We start from the raw sequence: 16,471 nt of genomic DNA on the forward strand, positions 1-16,471 counted from the left end.
ACAACGCTGCTTCAAGGCAAGTCGAAGTCTTTCCAAATCATTTCAAGTTGTTTTTCAGTTTCTCTCCAGTCCCTGGAATTATCAATGACCCGGTGGGCTTTCTTTTTTTTGTCCTCAAGCGGCATTTGCGCGGCTAGCCGTCGCTCGGCCTCTTCCCTGGTCAAGCTACTTCGTTCCATCAGCCTGGTGATTTGTATTTCAGCAGGGACATAAACGACCCAAACCTCGTCGACAAATTTTCCCCATCCCGTCTCCAGAAGCAACGGAATATCCAGGATAATCAGCTTTTCACCTTGGATCTCTACTTTCAGGCATTGATCCTGCATCTGCTGCCAGATCAAAGGGTGAACAAGTCTCTCAAGCCTTTGCCTGGCCTCTGGATCGGCAAATATGATTTTTCCCAGCTCCGCCCGGTCAATCTTTCCATCTAGGACGCATTCAGATCCAAACTCTTTGCCGATCAAAGGGATTAACGCCCCGTCATACAACCTATGAACTGCGTCATCCGCGTTAAAGACCGGGATGCCCTTCTGCGCAAACCAGTCGGCAACACGCGTCTTGCCGCTCGCTATTCCTCCTGTAAGTCCAATTTTGATCATGTTTAACCTCAAATTATTTTTAATGACCCGATGAGTATCAGGACAATCCCCGGCAGATACCTGACTCTGGCCAACACGCTCGCCGGAAGTCTGCCTGTCAATACCTGACCAGTAAAGATCATCAGAATCTGCATCAATGTCACCATCCCGATGACATACCAGAGAATTCCTGTCAGCGCAGCGGCTACGCCCGAAGCAAACGCATCCAGGGACAATGCCACGCCCAGAAGCAGACTTTCATTCAGTGTAATGACTCCGGAGCCGTCAATGTCTGCCGCATCAGGTGTCTTCAGAACCTGAATGACCAGACCGAAGAAATTTAAATGAATACTGAACAAAGTACGATATGGATTGTCATCTATCTGCCCAGCTGCAGCTGTCATTACCGGTACAGCTTCGGGAAGTTCCGCTCTGTTTCTCAAAGTCTGAATCAACTGATACAAGCCGATTGCAATAAGAACGACTGCTCCCAGAATACCGGGATGGATCACCGTAAGCTGAGACGTGATCAGATGTCCGCAGTACATGGAGACTGTCATAGCGAGTGTCGTACAAAAACCAATGATCATCATGGAACTAAGCGGGATCCGAATCCTCTTCAGACCGTAGGCCATCCCTACCCCTAAACCGTCAAGACTCAAAGCCAAAGCAAGGATCATTGCCATTCCCATATTCTTTTACCCCTTAAGTATTTCCTTCGGGATAATATATGGCTGTAACCTCGTTTTGGTGTGCCGCGCTGGCTCATCTGTGGTCGTCGGTCTGTCAGTTTTTTCGTACTAATCCTGGTAAGCCAGCCACTCCTCCATCAGATGATCGAGCTCTGTCTGCACTTTCTCATACGACTGGTGAAGTGACAATGTCAGTTCATAATCACTGGCTGCGGCATCGAGCTTATCCTCAATTTCTTGAAGTAATAATTCTGTTTCCGCAATTTTTTCCTCAATTTGTTTGATCTTTTTTTCTATCCGTTTGGTATTCTTGGACTCTTCCCTGTAATCTCTGGCCTTTTGAATCTCTTCATTTTTACAGATCTGATCTTGGGCGGCTTGAGCAGATTCTGTTTCTTCATCTTCACGCTTCTCGCTCATTTCACGATAGGCCGTGTAGTCTCCCTCAAATACCTTCAGACCATTCACTGTCAGCAATGCAATCTTATTGACGATTCGGTTCAGAAAGTACCGGTCATGGGATACGGTCAAAATTGTCCCATTGTAATCCTGCAACACTTCCTCCAGGACTTCTCTCGTCTCCATATCGAGATGGTTGGTCGGCTCATCAAGCAAAAGCAGGTTCCCCTGATTCAGAAAAAGCTTGCAAAGTGCCAGCCTGCTTTTCTCTCCCCCGCTTAAACCAGCAACAGGTTTGAATACATCCTCTCCCCGGAAGCCAAAACGGGCTAAAACATTGCGTATTTCCGGATCGTCAAGCGTTGAAGAATAACGGATTTCGTCCATGACAATTTCCCTTAAGCCAATATTCTCATGCTCCTGGGAATAGTAGCTGACGGAAACATTCGCCCCGGTTCGGATCGTACCGTTATACGGGATTTGTCCTGTAACAGCTCTTAACAGCGTCGTCTTTCCAATCCCGTTTCTGCCGAGCAGGGCAATCTTATCACCCCGGCGCAATTCCAAACCTACATGTTCAAATATGGTCTTCTGCCCGTACTTAACGGCCAGATCGTCTATTTCGAGAACCCGGTCACCTGAGCGGGTTTTGGCCTGGAGGCTTATGTTGAGTTTTTTCGAATCTTTCGGCGCATTCACCGGTGTAATTCTTTTCAGCATGGATTCCCTGCCCCGGGCTTGTTTAGCTTTGATTCCGGCGCCATGACGCCGGATATACTCCTCCAGGTCCGCAATTTTTTTATTGATCCGTTCCGCTTCTCTGGTCAGCGATATTTTTTCAATATTCCGCTGCAATTCAAATTCCGAATAATTGCCGTTATAAGCTTTCAGGAACCTATCCTCAATCAGGAAGGTGCTGTCCACGACCCTGTCCAGGAAGTACCTGTCATGGGAAACGACAAGCACAGCTCCAGCATAATCGCCCAGGTAATTTTCGAGCCATTCCAGTGCTTCAATATCAAGATGGTTCGTAGGCTCGTCAAGAATCAGAACGTCCGGATCACGCAGCAGAAGCTTGCCAAGCGCCAGACGCGTTTTCTGACCACCGCTTAAATGATTAGCTTCAGTCGTCTGATGCCGGTCCATCCCGAGTCCGGTCAGGATCTTGCGGATCCTGGCTTCGAGCGCATAACCACCCGCCCTTTCATATTGTTCCGTAAGCAGACTGTACCTTTCGAGCGTCTTCTCGTCGGCCTGTTCCGCCATTTTATTTTCCAGGGATCTGAGATTGTCCCGCAGATCAAGAATATCTTGACGTTCAGCCAGCATCAGCTCAAATACTGTACCGTGTTCTGCTGTGGCTGCAGTCGTCTGCGGCAGATAACCGACAGTACCCTGCCAGTTGATATCTCCGCTTTCATGAGCAATCTCTCCCATGACAGCCCTGATCAGTGTTGTTTTACCTGCCCCATTGGCTCCGACCAGGCCGGCTTTTTGACCCTTTTCCAAACGCAGCGTTATATGATCCAGCAGGGTGCTCCCTGCTACCTCAATTTTAAGTCCATTGCAATAAAGTATGCTCATCCTTCTGTGAAATACTCCTCTTGGATTCTTTCTTCCTGCATTAAAAGTTATGCCTTCTTCAAAACGGATTTCATCTATCTCTGGCAGTTTGGACAATACACCGTTGTCCTTCCGACTACTTTGATTTTAGCCAATTGACCTCCGCAATATTTACACTCCTGACCGCTGCGTCCGTAAACCATCAGATTTTCCTGAAATGCACCCTTCTTGCCGTCTGCATCACGATAATCACGAAATGATGTTCCGCCAGCTGTGATTCCTTCCTGCAGAACCTCACAGATCGCATCGTAAAGCAGAATAATCTCCGACACCTTTAACGAAACCGTATTCCTATCCGGCAAAATGCCTGCGCGGAACAATGCCTCGTCCGCATAAATATTTCCGATACCGGCTACGACGGTCTGATCCAGCAGCGCAGCCTTGATCGTACTCTTTTTCCTGGCGAGACGCATCCCGAGCTGATCAAATGTAAATGACTCGTCCAGCGGTTCCGGCCCAAGTTTAGCCAAACAAGCGGCGTTACAGGACATTTGAAAAGGCACCAGCTGTATTCTGCCAAATTTCCGGATATCGGAGTAATGAAGTTCTCCCTGATCGAGCCTAAACAGGACATGCGTATGTTTATCTGGCTCGTGCAGCTCAGGATAATAGATCAAACGTCCGGTCATCCTGAAATGAATGATCATCGTAAGGCCGTGACTCAGGTTCATGAGCAGATACTTGCCGCGTCTGTCAAGGCTTTCAATCGTCCGGTTCCTGACCAAAGCGCTGAAATCCTCATCCGCCAGAGAAACTGCTGCCGGAGGCCATCGGACTTCGACATCTTCAATTGTCTTTCCCAGAATCCTTGCAGCCAGGGACAGCCGGATACTTTCTACTTCGGGCAGTTCAGGCATCAGATCGACCTCCTAAAACAACAGCGCACCCACCTGATAAGGGACCATATCATACCAGTTACTTCCGACTTTGCAGTCTACCAGCAATGGAACAGAAATCGAGAAAGCCTGCTCCATCTCTTTCTTGACAATTGCTGCGACCTTTGGAAGCGCTGACGGTTCGACCTGGACTACCAGTTCGTCGTGAACCTGAAGTAAAATTTCTGCCTGCAGGCCCTCAAGCGCTTCAGCTACTTTGATCATCGCAATTTTCATAATATCAGCCGCACTTCCCTGGATCGGCGTATTCTTGGCGATCCGTTCGCCAAACTGCCGCGTCATTCTGTTTGGATGAGACAATTCGGGGATTTTCCGCAGCCGGTTCAGCAGCGTACGAACCTCTCCCTTTTCTTTGGCTTCAATGACAGTATCTTCGAGATACCGGTGAACACCGTTGTATCTTTCAAAATACTGGCTGATATAGTATTTTGCTTCTTTTCTGGAAATGGTCAGATCGCGGGCCAGTCCAAAGTCCGTCAGACCATACATTAAACCAAAGTTAACCGCTTTGGCCTTGCGCCGCATATCTGAATTGACTTCGTTCAGCGCTACGTCAAACACCTCGGCAGCTGTACGTCTGTGCACGTCTTCCCCGACCAGGAAAGACTCACAAAGTATCGGATCTTTCGAATAATGCGCTAAAATTCTTAATTCGATCTGAGAATAATCCGCGGATAACAAAAGCCAGTCTTCCTGAGTTGCCTGGAAGACCTTCCTAAGTCTCCGGCCTTCTTCCAGACGGATTGGAATATTTTGCAGATTCGGTTCGGTACTGGAAAGTCTGCCGGTAGCTGTAACCGTCTGCTGAAACGTGGTATGAATTTTGCCGTCACAGCACTGAGCCAGCAGGCCCTTGACATAGGTGGAATTCAGTTTGACCAGCTGCCGGTATTCCAGTAGTTTTTCCACGACAGCGTGCTCCGTCCGTAATTCTTCCAGCGTTTCCGCATCCGTTGAATAACCCGTTTTGGTTTTTTTGAGTGGCGGGAGCCCTAAATTCTCAAATAGAATCCTGCCAAGCTGCTGCGGCGAATTGATGTTAAAGCTTTCACCGGCCAGATTATAAATCTCGCTTTCTAATCGGCTGATCTTAACCTCAAGTTCCTGACCATATTCCTGGAGTTTTTCCTTGTCCAGTGCAATGCCGGTCTTTTCCATCCTGGCCAGTATGAGGCTTAGAGGCTCTTCAACCTCATGCAAGAGCTTTTCAAGATCGTCTTCCGCCAGCTTTTCCATATAGGAAGCGGCAAGTTTCCGTAGCAGAGCTGCTTCCCGTGTCGGCGTATTCGAAAACAGATCCGTCACATAATCCCCCAGCAATTCGGAAGCGCTGTAATTGGACCGGTTCGGGTTTAACAGATAAGCGGCCAGGCTTAAATCCAAATCAACGCCGGCAAATATCTTATTCTCATTCAGTAGCAGTGAATACAGCCCCTTGCTGTCTGCAAGCACTTTGCGGACACCGTCGTCAGCCAGGATTTCTTCCCAGAGACGCAACACACTTGGAGCAGCATCATACCGATTCAACGAATACGTATGATGTTCATCACAGATCCCCATTTCAGTCCAGAGCCCCTGATGAATATTCCTTCCCTCAAAACGATAACTGAGTGCGAGGACCGGTTTCTGCTCAAGCCAGGTATTCAGCAGCTCCAGCCATCCTTCTCCGTCCATGTTCTTTTCTTGCTGGACAGTATCAATGGTCTCTGCCTTGTGATCTTTCATGCCGCCTTTATTCTGATCTATATTCGGCTCTCCATCTAAATCTTTAATCAAATCTCCATATCGGTCATTCGTTAAATCTGGCTTAGAAGCAGCTATCTCGTGAGTTTTAATCTCCTGATTTCTGTTACCTGATGCTTTTTGCTTCTTGCCTTTTTCAACCATTTGCTCAGGCCCCCTTACCGCAGCGAGGCTCTGTTCAAACAGCGACGCAACTTTATATAAGCTGTAGCTATGGAGGATCTTTCTGCAGGCATCTTTGTCCGGCTCCGTCCATTTTAAGTCGTCAAGAGAAAACGCGACCGGCACATCGTGAATCATTGCTGCGAGCTTTTTGCTTAAGAGTGCCTGATCAGCGTATTGATTCAGCAGTTCCTTTAATTTATTGCCTTTGACCTCATCCTTGTTCTGCAGCACATTTTCGACGGACCCGTATTCGTGAAGCAGTTTCAGTGCTGTCTTTTCCCCCACACCGGGAATCCCGGGGATATTGTCCGAAACGTCCCCCATCAGGCCTTTCAGATCAATAATCTGGGCAGGCTTCAGCAAATATCTTTCTTCCAGCCGTTGTTCGTTATAACACTCAACTTCTGAAATCCCTTTCATTGTCAGCAGCACAGAGCTATGCGGTGAAATCAACTGAAGAGCGTCCCTGTCTCCGGTAAAGATTAAAACTTCTATTTGCTGGGCAATCGCCTGATCATTTACTGTCGCTATGATATCATCCGCTTCGTAACCTTCCATTTCCAAAATCGGAACGGCCATCACGCGCAGAATCTCTTTCAGATAATTAAACTGTGGACGCAAGGTCTCCGGAGTTTCTTTCCGGTGGGCTTTGTAGCCTTCAAACTGCTCGATGCGGATCGTTGCTTTCGTCTTGTCAAAAGCAACGACCCAATAGTCAGGTTTCTGCTCTTTCTGGAGCCTGAACAGCATGGTTAAAAAACCGTGTACAGCATTCGTCGGAAGCCCTTCGTTGGAAGTAAGTGGTGGAAGCGCATAGAAAGCTCTATTTATAAGACTGTTACCGTCTAAGATCAGCATTCGGGGCATTGTAAAACTCCTTTCAAGAACGTTTCTTCAGAATCTACCTCGGAATCATTCGTCAAAAACAATTCGTTTGAATATACCTTTCTATATCATAACCTTTTCTGGAATCAAGTACAACAAGTACACAGCGCAGAAAAATAAACGGCTGCATTGCTGCTAGCCGTTTATATCCGCTAATTTCATTCGTTCATCATCTATAGAATGCACCATCTAATACTCTTTCTTTTTAAGGCATTCTGTTATAGACAATAGGCTTAAAGGATAATTTTGACTTCTTTTTTCCTTCTAATGATACAGGAGTTTCGTTAGGCTCGCTTTCATATTCCGTCTCGAGATTGGATTCCAGTTCAGTTATGTCCTCTTGTTGACCATGATTCTGGCTCTTCCCTATAAACTTTGCTCCCTGTTCAATCTGAAGCAATTTTGTTTTTATATCACCGTAGACTACAGCAGTTGAAGCAATCTCCAATAAATTCTCAGCTGTGATATTTCCATGTACTTCTCCCTGTATCCGAGCGTTTACGGCAAAAACCTCCGCTGTGACTTTTCCGTGCGGACCTACAATCAGATTTCCTTTTGTTTCAATCGTACCTTCCAGCTCCCCGTCAATCACCACATTGACTCTGGAACTGATTTTTCCTGTTATTTTGCATTCTTTGGCAACATACATATCGTTATCTGTTTTTTTACCAAATTCAACGATTTCCATCTTATTCCCTTTCACTTTCCATTATTAAACAGTATATAAATCAAGGATATGCCAAATAATGCTATTTTCCCATAGGCCAAAGGTCCTATATTCATAGGACCTTTGTAGGATATTTCAGGAATAGCTAATGCGTTTATTTATTATCTTCTTTACTATTCGGATCGCAAATCCTTTTCCCTGATTTCAACCCTGCGGATTTTTCCGCTGATCGTTTTGGGGAGCTCGTTCACAAACTCGATGACTCTCGGATATTTATACGGCGCAGTTACCTTTTTGACATGATCCTGCAATTCCTTCATCATGGCTTCCGAGGGTTCATAACCCTTGTTCAGTACGATCGTCGCTTTGACGTTAAATCCTCTGATTGGGTCTGGTACACCCGTAACAGCTGATTCCAAAACTGCGGGATGCTCCGCCAGAGCCGACTCAACTTCAAAGGGTCCGATGCGGTAGCCTGATGATTTAATAATGTCGTCATTCCTGCCGATATACCACAGGAAACCAAGCTCATCACGGTAGGCAAGATCGCCGGTATGGTACAGGCCGTCATGCCAGGAACGCTGCGTATTCGCTTCATCCCGGTAATAGCCCATGAAAAGGCCTTTCGTCTTGGTCTCGTAATCCGGAGCTTTAATGCAAATTTCCCCGGTGACCCCAGGGTCAACCTCTTTGCCGTCTTCATCCGTAATCACCATCTGATACCCCGGTGTGGGCATCCCCATCGAACCCGGTCGTGGCTGCACCCATGGATACAGGATTGAGCAGCAAACGGTTGTTTCCGACTGCCCAAAGCCTTCAAAGATACGCAGTCCGGTAGCCTGCCGCCATTGATTGAATACTTCCGGATTTAAGGCCTCTCCTGCAGTGCAACAGTGTTTGAGTGAAGAAAGATTGTAGCTTTTCACATCTTCCCGCAGCATAAAGCGGTACATGGTCGGTGGTGCACAGAAAGTCGTTATCTGGTACTTTTCCAGTTTTTGCAGAATATCCGCACCATTGAAGGTGTCAAAATCATACGTAAAAATCGCTGACTCCCCTAACCACTGGCCATACATTTTACCCCAGAGAGATTTCAGCCAGCCGGTGTCGGAAATTGTGAAATGCAGACCGCCAGGCTCTACTCTGTGCCAAAAAATGCCAGTCATAGTATGTCCCAAGGGATAAGCATGGTCATGCGAGACCATCTTGGGGTAGCCGGTCGTTCCGGAGGAAAAGGCCATAATCAACATATCCGTGACTTTGGTCGCTTCTTCGCCGGTAGGGCGTTGCCATTGGTCAGACGCAGCTTCAATCCCGGCTTCAAAATCGAGCCAGCCTTCTCCTGCATCCTTATGTTTGGTAACCGCTTTCATTTGAACCGTTTTGCATTCCGGAGCAGCCTCGTCAAAATGCCGAGTACAATCACCGTCTGCTGTAATCACGGCCATCTTGATACCTGCCGCCTGGCAGCGATAGATATAATCTTTTGCCGTCAGCAGGTTCGTGGCCTGAACAGCCACTGCACCAATTTTATGCAGAGCCATCATCGCATACCAAAACAAATAGCTTCTTTTTAAAACCAGAAGGACAAGATCTCCTTTTTTAATGCCAAGTGACTTAAAATAGTTCGCTGTTTTATCAGACCAGCGCTTCATTTCAGCAAACGTGATCCTTTTTTCTTCACCGCTATTGCCTACCCAGAGCATCGCCAGCTGATCCGGCTTCTCCTCAGCTAACTTGTCAAGGACATCGTAGGCAAAGTTAAAATCATCCGGACAGGTCACCTTAAAATTTTTATATAAATCCTCCAGCGTGACATAGTCGTCGCGGTGTCTGCCAATATATTTCTCATACATGATCATATGTGCGCGTCCTCCTTTATTTCATGACGATGGCCAGGAATTTTGCCGGAACATCACCATGAGCCTTCATCGCGTGGGGAACGGACGAATCAAAGTAAACGCTGTCACCTTCACCGAGCTCGTAAACCATCTCACCGATAAAAAAATCCATGGATCCTGAAACCAAGTAATTGAATTCTTGCCCGTCATGGGAATGACGTTCCGGTATCGCATTGTTCGGCTCTACTGTCACCATAAACGGTTCAGCTTTCTTATTACGGAATGTAAATGCCAGGTGCTTGTAATTGTACGCTTTTCGGCGGTTGATCTCATACCCCCCGCCGGCTCTGACCACACAGCAGGTGGACAGCTTTGGCGACTCGCCGCTGATGATATCCAGGACATCTACTCCTAAAATACCCGCGACATTGTATAGAAAACTAAACGAAAAGTCTTTTTCTCCTGCTTCATACTGAAGATAATCCGCCACCGGAACATCAAGTTCCTCAGCAATTTTCTCTGACGTGAAGCCTGTAGACTCGCGCAGCATCAAGAGACGTGCGCCCATATCCTTTAGTTGATCGGTCAAGTTAATGGCACCTCCTTATAATCTGCTTGTTTTAAAATAATTGCCGAATCGTACTACTATACTATAACACTATGTTTCAATAGTATCATGCTGTAATACAATACGGCAATACTTTTGCGATACTTTTTTAAATACTTACGTCAAAACGAGAACACTTTCGTTAAAAATGATACCCTATTTCTATCGCTTCGATGTTGGATGCCAGAAGATCTTTCTTTCTCTCCGGAATGGACTTGGATACGGCTTTATTCAGCATCTCCAGATCAAAAATACCGGCTTCCTTGGCAATTTTCCCAACCATGACCATATTTGCAAGTCCTTTCAGACCGGCATCTTCAGCCAGCTTCGTTGCCGGAATATAAAAGGTCTGGACATCGGTACGCTGTACCTGAATGGAGATCAGTGAAGAATCAACAATGATTGTCCCGTTTTTCTGGACGTCACTTTCAAATTTTTCGAGGGACGGCTGGTTCATTGCAACCAACATCCCGGGATAGGTAATAATCGGTGATCCGATCGGCGTATCACTAACAATCACGTTGATATTAGCTGTGCCGCCGCGCATCTCCGGCCCATAGGACGGAAGCCAGCTGACTTCCTTGCCTGTGAGCAGCCCGGCATAGACAAGGATTTTGCCGGCAAACAGCACACCCTGTCCGCCAAACCCTGCAATCATAAGTTCAAGTGTCGTGCTCATTAGAAAACCTCCTTATCCTTATAGACACCCAGCGGGTAGTAAGGAATCAGGTTCTCCCGCAGCCAGGTGAGCGCTTCAACAGGCTCAAGACCCCAGTTGGTCGAGCAGGTCGACAGAACCTCGACAATCGTAAAGCCTTTCCCGGCCACCTGATATTCAAAAGCCTTTTTGATTGCCTTTTTAGCGTTAATCACATTTTTAACACTGTCAACAGATACGCGTTCCGCATAGGCCGTTCCGTCAACCGTGGAAAGCGTTTCGCAGATTTTGAGGGGGAAACCTGCGTACTTTGGATCTCTTCCGTAAGGAGAGGTCTGCGTGATCTGACCTGGGATGGTCGTAGGGGCCATTTGTCCGCCGGTCATGCCGTAGATAGCATTGTTGACAAAGATAATGGTGATATTCTCACCTCGGGCCGCTGCATGAATGGTCTCAGCCGTCCCAATAGCCGCAAGGTCTCCATCACCCTGGTACGTAAAGACGATATTGGCCGGATTGGCGCGCTTAAGGCCTGTCGCAACTGCCGGAGCCCGGCCGTGCGCTGCCTGCGCCATATCACATTCAAAATAGTTATAAGCAAGCACAGCGCAGCCAACAGGGGCGACACCGACTGTTTTTCCGGTAAGATCAAGTTCGTCAAGAACCTCTGCCACCAGCCTGTGAATAATCCCGTGGGTACAGCCGGGGCAATAGTGACTGGATACATCTGAAAGTGCTTTCGGTCTTTGAAAAACGATTTCCATCATTAGCTCCTTTCCGCCTGCGCAGCGTTTTCTATGGCTTCCAATACAGACTCGGGAGTCGGAACCATACCGCCGGTACGGCTGCAGAGATGAACCGGACGACTGCAGCGAATGCTCAGTTCTACGTCCTGAATCATTTGTCCCATACTCATTTCGACCACCACAAAAGCCTTTGCTTTTTCCGCTGCGGCTTTCAGTTGATTTTTCGGGAACGGCCACAGCGTCACCGGACGAATCAGCCCTGCTTTAATACCCCTTTGACGGGCTTCGTTGATTGCATTTCGGGCAATTCTCGCGCAGATGCCGTAAGCAACAATGATCACTTCCGCGTCTTCGGTCAGATAATTGTCTGTTCTGGCAATTTTCTCAACGTCCGCATATTTTTCGAAACGTTTCAGGTTAAGCATCTCGAGCTCTTCGGCTTCGAGATAAAGCGAATTGATAATATTTCTTTTCCTTTGACCTTTTGTTCCGGTCAGCGCCCAATCCTTGGTAACGGTCGAAGCCGCTTCTCCGCGGCTGATGTCTACAGGCTCCATCACCTGTCCGAGCATCCCGTCGCCTAAGATCATCGTAGTCATCCGGTAACGGTCAGCCAGTTCAAAAGCTTCTACCGTCAGGTCAAACATCTCCTGAACCGTATTCGGTGCGAGCACGATCATGTGAAAATCCCCGTGACCGGAAGAACGCGTTGCCTGAAAATAGTCAGACTGGGACGGACGGATTCCGCCAAGTCCAGGACCGCCGCGCTGGATATTCACCAGCACAGCTGGCAGATCACTTCCTGCCATATAGGACAAGCCTTCACTTTTCAGGGAAATTCCCGGGCTTGATGAAGATGTCATCGCACGGACTCCCGCTGAGGATGCTCCGTAAACCATGTTAATGGCCGCAATTTCACTTTCCGCCTGTAAATAGGTTCCCCCGATTTTCGGCATACGTTTAGCCATATACGCTGCAACCTCAGTCTGAGGCGTTATCGGATATCCGAAGAAATGACGGCAGCCAGCCATAATCGCTGCTTCGGCAATTGCTTCGTTTCCCTTCATTAATACTTTTTCCGCCATTTTCTTTAATTCACCTCTTTTTCAATCTGAATACAAACATCTGGACACATAATCGCACAGAACCCACAGGCAGTGCACGCTTGCTGATCGGTCATTTCCGCAGGATGAAATCCTTTGCTGTTAAGGGCTTCGGGCGAAAGCCTGAGCAGTTTCTTAGGACAAGCGTTTACACAAAGAGAGCAGCCTTTGCACCTGTCTGCCTCGATTGTTAGTTTCGTCACTTTTGCCATTCATACTCCTCCAAATCTATTGGAAATATATTTTGAATATTACTTGCCAGTCCCGGTGCCAGACTTCTCTGCACGGTTGTCATCACAATCGGCAGTCCCGTTCTTTCAGAAATTTGCTCTGCGTAAGGAAGTGAATCCATAACATCGGAGGCGGTAGTAGCATTACCCAGGTTGGAATTATTAATAATTCCGGAAAATTCGATTCGCGCTGCCGCTTCAATTTCATATTTAATTTTAATCGTTGCTTCAGCATCACGGCTTAAAGGCCGGTACATATTCACAACAATGTAGGCAGCAGCATCTGTACGGTGAAGCTGTTCGTAATAGCGGCCGAGAGCATAGGCTCCTCTGTCATCACCGCCAACGTCAATCACCGCATAGGCATCGCGTTCGTCAAATATCGCATTGATTTCTCCCGGAACAGCAGGAATATCAACATTCGAGTTCGCATAATCCGAGGAAATCAGCTTAATCTCTGACCTTTTCAGCATCTGCGCGCTGTCTTTCGTTCTAAAATAAGGGTTAACAATATCCAGATCGGCAATAATGACTTTCTGATGACTTTTTTTCAGCCACAAGGCGTAGTTAACAGCGACACTCGTTTTGCCGCTACCATAGTGACCGGCAAAAATAGTAACCCTTGCACTCTGCACACGAGACCTCCTAAAGTGAGAATGATAAGACAATTAAAATTAATAATACCATTAATTCACGTTTGATATCAACTTCAATACATATTTAATACTGAATGTTTGGCTTATTTAATGGTTGCTTCGTTGTTTTATAATCCAAATAAATCCTTTAATTCCAGCGCGACATCGGTATCCATATAGGTCAGCATCGCGAGCTTTAGATCACTTTTTTCTTCCGCGGTAAGCTTGTTGTATTCTAAAATAACCCTGCCGGCCTGATCGCGATAAGGTGAGGAAGGATTTTGGATCAGATTATTGACAACCGTCATCATGGATCCGACGATTTGTTTTTCCTGCGCTGTTTTCACATTTGTATAGACGGTCCCTAACTGACTGTAAACAGTACGTAGCAGTGCTTTTGTCGCTTCTGAATTAATTTGAGAGCTACTTCCTCCTTGACCGGATGAATTCGCACCTCCAGCAGTACTTTTGCTGTTCGAAGCCTTTTCATCTTTCTTCACTTCGAATGTCATTTTGTCAGGTTTTACCGAAAATGCTATGATCTCAAAAGGAAAAATTTCATCTGTCAAAATAAGGGTGTGGCCTTCAAGGGTAATTCCTTTATCGGCTATCGCCCTGATCTTGCTGATTTTATTGAGGACCAAGCCTTTAGGCAGTGATATTTTGCCTATTTTAAACTTTTCCGGTATATAGACTATGCTCCCGTCACTGTAAAACAGATACCCTTCGGAATACAACTGAAATTTGATTTTTTGCCCAATTTTTCCCCCAATAAATATCTCAATCTTGTTTTTCCCAAGCTTGGAGGCAAGCTGTGTAAAATACGGAACTGACTGCAGTTTCTTTTCGCAATAAAAAGCCATTGCGCTGTTGATCTCATCTTGACTAAATTCAATTGTCCCGCCCTGTTTTTTGATATTCTTCACCTTATCTGCCATTTCTGTCACTGAGACAGTCTGGTAGGCAGGCTCATCTTCTGACCATAAAGCCATAACCGCCGAGATAATCATCACAAACACAATAAGACAGGCAATGCTGACTCCTAAAACTTTTTTTGATAAAAATTTTAGTCCGAACAAAAAAACACTCCCTCTCAGCTCTTACTGCCAGACAGTATAACCTGAAGCGTATTGCACCAGATCTCTAACTTTATACCGACATCTATGTTAAGAATACCATAAGAACGATTCGATTACATCCATCGTTCCACAATACATCATGGTCCGATAAACAGCAAATACGGGTGTTTAGATTCAAATCCGAATCATAACCACCCGTATTCGTCAATTGTCAATTGCGAATTTTTCACCTTTTAATATGTTGTCGTTTTACACTGAAACCAATGTAAAACCTGCCAATTTACTTGCAGTTTTCTAAATTCTTTAAAACAATAGAACCCAAAAAACTTAAAGTAATTGTGAGGGTTACAAAAAGGCACGCAATTAATTCTTTGGACCAAATAAATAAATGGAAAAGTATTCTTCTCCATCTTTTTCAATCCTATACATTGCTTTTTTCTGTTTCGAAGGCATTTTCACAATATTAAAATTATTTGTTATAAAATACCCGAAACCGAGCTCATTCATTGGGAAGTATAATATCCCGTTGTCATCTTTAATTGGTTTAAACGTATCATAAGAAATCTGCTGGATCTTTATGCCATCCGAAGCCTGTTCTGAAAATATAAGCTGGCAGTGTTGATACATCTCAAAGTCATGATACAGTTCAGCAAATTGGTTTTCCATTTCAATCCCCCCTTTCCGGTTTTATTACTTCGCTATGAAGATTTCTTTTCCTGCTAAAAACTCAAAATTTAGCTGATATCCTAAATTTTATACAGGCATATACATGTTTAAAGCATTTCTTGACTCATTTTGCAATCTCCTTAATGACTATATCGTACACGTCTGAGAATAAATTACTTTAGTATATTCGCTATAAAAACCAAACAACCGCTGAATAAGCCATTATTTTTTCTCAGTAAAAAGGCAAAAAAATAAAAAGGCCCTTAAGCCTTGATATTACTTGGTGCCGAAGGCCGGGGTCGAACCGGCACATCCTCACAGATATCGGTTTTTGAGACCGACGCGTCTGCCAATTCCGCCACTTCGGCACGCCTTACTTTTGCTATTTTATAGTATCAGCGTCAAAAACGCAAGTACATCGCCATTTTTTTTACGGCTATTTTCATATTATTTTTTATTACAATAAAGACAACTTGGATTATGAACGCATAATACCGGTCAGAATCTCGTTCGCTTCCTCAGCCTCCGACTCCGGCACGAGTATTTCGACGCTTACGTCGGTGGATTCCTGTGAACCTACTGCTTTTAGCTGGGCTAAGATACCTTCGTCTGCAAATGCTTTTTGATATTTTTCAGCGACTGCTTTATTTGGTGCTATATAAATGACTGTCCACATATTCTATCCTCCAATAAGCATTTAGACCATCTTATTATACTTTTGAATCATTGCTTTCTCCACATTTGGCGGAACTAATCCTGAAACATTTCCTTGCAGACTTGCCGCCGATTTGATCGAGCTGGAACTGATGAACGAATACTCACTTTTTGTCATTAAAAAGACGGTCTCGATGTCGGGAGCCAGCTTTTTATTCATCAAAGCCAGCTGAAATTCGTATTCGAAATCAGTCATGGCCCGCAAGCCTCTGATCAGAGCAACAGCTTCGCATTCACGCGCAAAATCCACAGTCAGACCGCCAAAAGACTTGACTTCAACATTTTCCATATCGCTGGTTTCACATCTCAACAGTTTCTGTCTTTCTTCCAAGGAAAAAAGCGTCTGTTTGTTACTTTCGGAAGCTACCGCCACAATGACACGGTCAAAAAGATAAATGGCTCTATGTAGGATATCAAGGTGTCCATTGGTTACTGGATCGAATGTTCCCGGGTATATTGCAGTTCGCACAAAAAATCTCCTTCAGTCTAGAAAATATCTCAGCGTCATAAAATCTATTTATGGGATTCGCCTCAAAGCAGCAAT

17 protein-coding genes and 1 tRNA gene are annotated in these 16,471 nt (G+C 45.7%); all 18 read right to left on the minus strand.

Annotation, left to right across the window (positions count from 1 at the left end; genetic code table 11):
- Positions 1 to 11: 11 nt before the first annotated feature.
- The 18 genes from coaE to coaD all read right to left on the minus strand — a co-directional run bounded on the left by coaE (position 12) and on the right by coaD (position 16,396).
- On the minus strand, positions 12 to 599 hold the full coding sequence (coaE, locus tag A7K50_RS11485) for a dephospho-CoA kinase (RefSeq protein ID WP_119776392.1): 588 nt from the start codon (positions 597 to 599) through the stop codon (positions 12 to 14).
- Positions 600 to 607: 8 nt separating this feature from the next.
- Positions 608 to 1,270: a sporulation membrane protein YtaF gene (gene ytaF / locus A7K50_RS11490; RefSeq protein WP_119776394.1), complete on the minus strand. Its 663-nt coding sequence runs from the start codon at positions 1,268 to 1,270 to the stop codon at positions 608 to 610.
- A gap of 108 nt (positions 1,271 to 1,378) precedes the next feature.
- A complete protein-coding gene (locus A7K50_RS11495; RefSeq protein WP_119776528.1) occupies positions 1,379 to 3,253 on the minus strand; it encodes an ABC-F family ATP-binding cassette domain-containing protein in 1,875 nt (624 codons plus the stop codon).
- 74 nt (positions 3,254 to 3,327) lie between these two features.
- Positions 3,328 to 4,149 (minus strand): DNA-formamidopyrimidine glycosylase, encoded by an 822-nt coding sequence (gene mutM / locus A7K50_RS11500; RefSeq protein ID WP_119776396.1) that lies wholly within the window; start codon positions 4,147 to 4,149, stop codon positions 3,328 to 3,330.
- 12 nt (positions 4,150 to 4,161) lie between these two features.
- Positions 4,162 to 6,963, minus strand: a complete 2,802-nt coding sequence (polA, locus tag A7K50_RS11505; protein WP_119776398.1) for a DNA polymerase I — start codon at positions 6,961 to 6,963, stop codon at positions 4,162 to 4,164.
- Between the two features lie 223 nt (positions 6,964 to 7,186).
- Positions 7,187 to 7,669 carry a polymer-forming cytoskeletal protein gene (locus A7K50_RS11510; protein WP_119776400.1) on the minus strand — a complete coding sequence of 161 codons (483 nt, stop codon included), beginning with the start codon at positions 7,667 to 7,669 and terminating at the stop codon, positions 7,187 to 7,189.
- Between the two features lie 152 nt (positions 7,670 to 7,821).
- Complete coding sequence (locus A7K50_RS11515) at positions 7,822 to 9,510, minus strand: AMP-binding protein (protein ID WP_119776402.1); 1,689 nt, start codon at positions 9,508 to 9,510, stop codon at positions 7,822 to 7,824.
- 16 nt (positions 9,511 to 9,526) lie between these two features.
- Positions 9,527 to 10,078 (minus strand): cupin domain-containing protein, encoded by a 552-nt coding sequence (locus A7K50_RS11520; protein ID WP_026156158.1) that lies wholly within the window; start codon positions 10,076 to 10,078, stop codon positions 9,527 to 9,529.
- A gap of 160 nt (positions 10,079 to 10,238) precedes the next feature.
- On the minus strand, positions 10,239 to 10,775 hold the full coding sequence (locus A7K50_RS11525) for a 2-oxoacid:acceptor oxidoreductase family protein (protein WP_119776403.1): 537 nt from the start codon (positions 10,773 to 10,775) through the stop codon (positions 10,239 to 10,241).
- Positions 10,775 to 11,518 (minus strand): thiamine pyrophosphate-dependent enzyme, encoded by a 744-nt coding sequence (locus A7K50_RS11530; protein WP_119776405.1) that lies wholly within the window; start codon positions 11,516 to 11,518, stop codon positions 10,775 to 10,777. Before A7K50_RS11530 ends, A7K50_RS11525 begins: the two co-directional genes overlap by 1 nt.
- 2 nt (positions 11,519 to 11,520) lie before the next feature.
- Positions 11,521 to 12,585 carry a 3-methyl-2-oxobutanoate dehydrogenase subunit VorB gene (vorB, locus tag A7K50_RS11535; protein WP_119776406.1) on the minus strand — a complete coding sequence of 355 codons (1,065 nt, stop codon included), beginning with the start codon at positions 12,583 to 12,585 and terminating at the stop codon, positions 11,521 to 11,523.
- Between the two features lie 5 nt (positions 12,586 to 12,590).
- Complete coding sequence (locus A7K50_RS11540; protein ID WP_083916684.1) at positions 12,591 to 12,815, minus strand: 4Fe-4S binding protein; 225 nt, start codon at positions 12,813 to 12,815, stop codon at positions 12,591 to 12,593.
- On the minus strand, positions 12,803 to 13,468 hold the full coding sequence (locus A7K50_RS11545) for a hypothetical protein (protein ID WP_020490919.1): 666 nt from the start codon (positions 13,466 to 13,468) through the stop codon (positions 12,803 to 12,805). The genes A7K50_RS11540 and A7K50_RS11545 overlap by 13 nt, the downstream gene beginning before the upstream one ends.
- Positions 13,469 to 13,596: 128 nt before the next feature.
- The gene (locus A7K50_RS11550; RefSeq protein ID WP_119776408.1) at positions 13,597 to 14,547 is read right to left on the minus strand and encodes a hypothetical protein; all 951 of its coding nucleotides are present in this window, start codon (positions 14,545 to 14,547) and stop codon (positions 13,597 to 13,599) included.
- A 363-nt stretch (positions 14,548 to 14,910) separates the two neighbouring features.
- Positions 14,911 to 15,213, minus strand: coding sequence for a hypothetical protein (locus A7K50_RS11555; RefSeq protein WP_020490921.1), 303 nt, complete (start codon positions 15,211 to 15,213; stop codon positions 14,911 to 14,913).
- A 281-nt stretch (positions 15,214 to 15,494) separates the two neighbouring features.
- Positions 15,495 to 15,581, minus strand: a tRNA-Leu gene (locus tag A7K50_RS11560).
- A gap of 110 nt (positions 15,582 to 15,691) precedes the next feature.
- A complete protein-coding gene (locus A7K50_RS11565; protein ID WP_119776410.1) occupies positions 15,692 to 15,889 on the minus strand; it encodes a DUF2007 domain-containing protein in 198 nt (65 codons plus the stop codon).
- 21 nt (positions 15,890 to 15,910) lie between these two features.
- On the minus strand, positions 15,911 to 16,396 hold the full coding sequence (gene coaD, locus A7K50_RS11570) for a pantetheine-phosphate adenylyltransferase (protein ID WP_119776411.1): 486 nt from the start codon (positions 16,394 to 16,396) through the stop codon (positions 15,911 to 15,913).
- Between the last annotated feature and the right edge of the window lie 75 nt (positions 16,397 to 16,471).

Origin of the sequence: Dehalobacter sp. MCB1 (assembly GCF_003590275.1) — a bacterium.
Classification (GTDB): domain Bacteria; phylum Bacillota; class Desulfitobacteriia; order Desulfitobacteriales; family Syntrophobotulaceae; genus Dehalobacter.

What these genes read in the sequence shown, in the direction of transcription:
- mutM (WP_119776396.1), bottom strand. Translation starts at nt 4,149, where the DNA reads ATGCCTGAACTGCCCGAAGTAGAAAGTATCCGGCTGTCCCTGGCTGCA.
- A7K50_RS11530 (WP_119776405.1), bottom strand. Translation starts at nt 11,518, where the DNA reads ATGGAAATCGTTTTTCAAAGACCGAAAGCACTTTCAGATGTATCCAGT.
- coaE (WP_119776392.1), bottom strand. Translation starts at nt 599, where the DNA reads ATGATCAAAATTGGACTTACAGGAGGAATAGCGAGCGGCAAGACGCGT.
- A7K50_RS11510 (WP_119776400.1), bottom strand. Translation starts at nt 7,669, where the DNA reads ATGGAAATCGTTGAATTTGGTAAAAAAACAGATAACGATATGTATGTT.
- A7K50_RS11555 (WP_020490921.1), bottom strand. Translation starts at nt 15,213, where the DNA reads ATGGAAAACCAATTTGCTGAACTGTATCATGACTTTGAGATGTATCAA.
- ytaF (WP_119776394.1), bottom strand. Translation starts at nt 1,270, where the DNA reads ATGGGAATGGCAATGATCCTTGCTTTGGCTTTGAGTCTTGACGGTTTA.
- A7K50_RS11495 (WP_119776528.1), bottom strand. Translation starts at nt 3,253, where the DNA reads ATGAGCATACTTTATTGCAATGGACTTAAAATTGAGGTAGCAGGGAGC.
- A7K50_RS11565 (WP_119776410.1), bottom strand. Translation starts at nt 15,889, where the DNA reads ATGTGGACAGTCATTTATATAGCACCAAATAAAGCAGTCGCTGAAAAA.
- A7K50_RS11525 (WP_119776403.1), bottom strand. Translation starts at nt 10,775, where the DNA reads ATGAGCACGACACTTGAACTTATGATTGCAGGGTTTGGCGGACAGGGT.
- polA (WP_119776398.1), bottom strand. Translation starts at nt 6,963, where the DNA reads ATGCCCCGAATGCTGATCTTAGACGGTAACAGTCTTATAAATAGAGCT.
- A7K50_RS11540 (WP_083916684.1), bottom strand. Translation starts at nt 12,815, where the DNA reads ATGGCAAAAGTGACGAAACTAACAATCGAGGCAGACAGGTGCAAAGGC.
- A7K50_RS11515 (WP_119776402.1), bottom strand. Translation starts at nt 9,510, where the DNA reads ATGATCATGTATGAGAAATATATTGGCAGACACCGCGACGACTATGTC.
- vorB (WP_119776406.1), bottom strand. Translation starts at nt 12,585, where the DNA reads ATGGCGGAAAAAGTATTAATGAAGGGAAACGAAGCAATTGCCGAAGCA.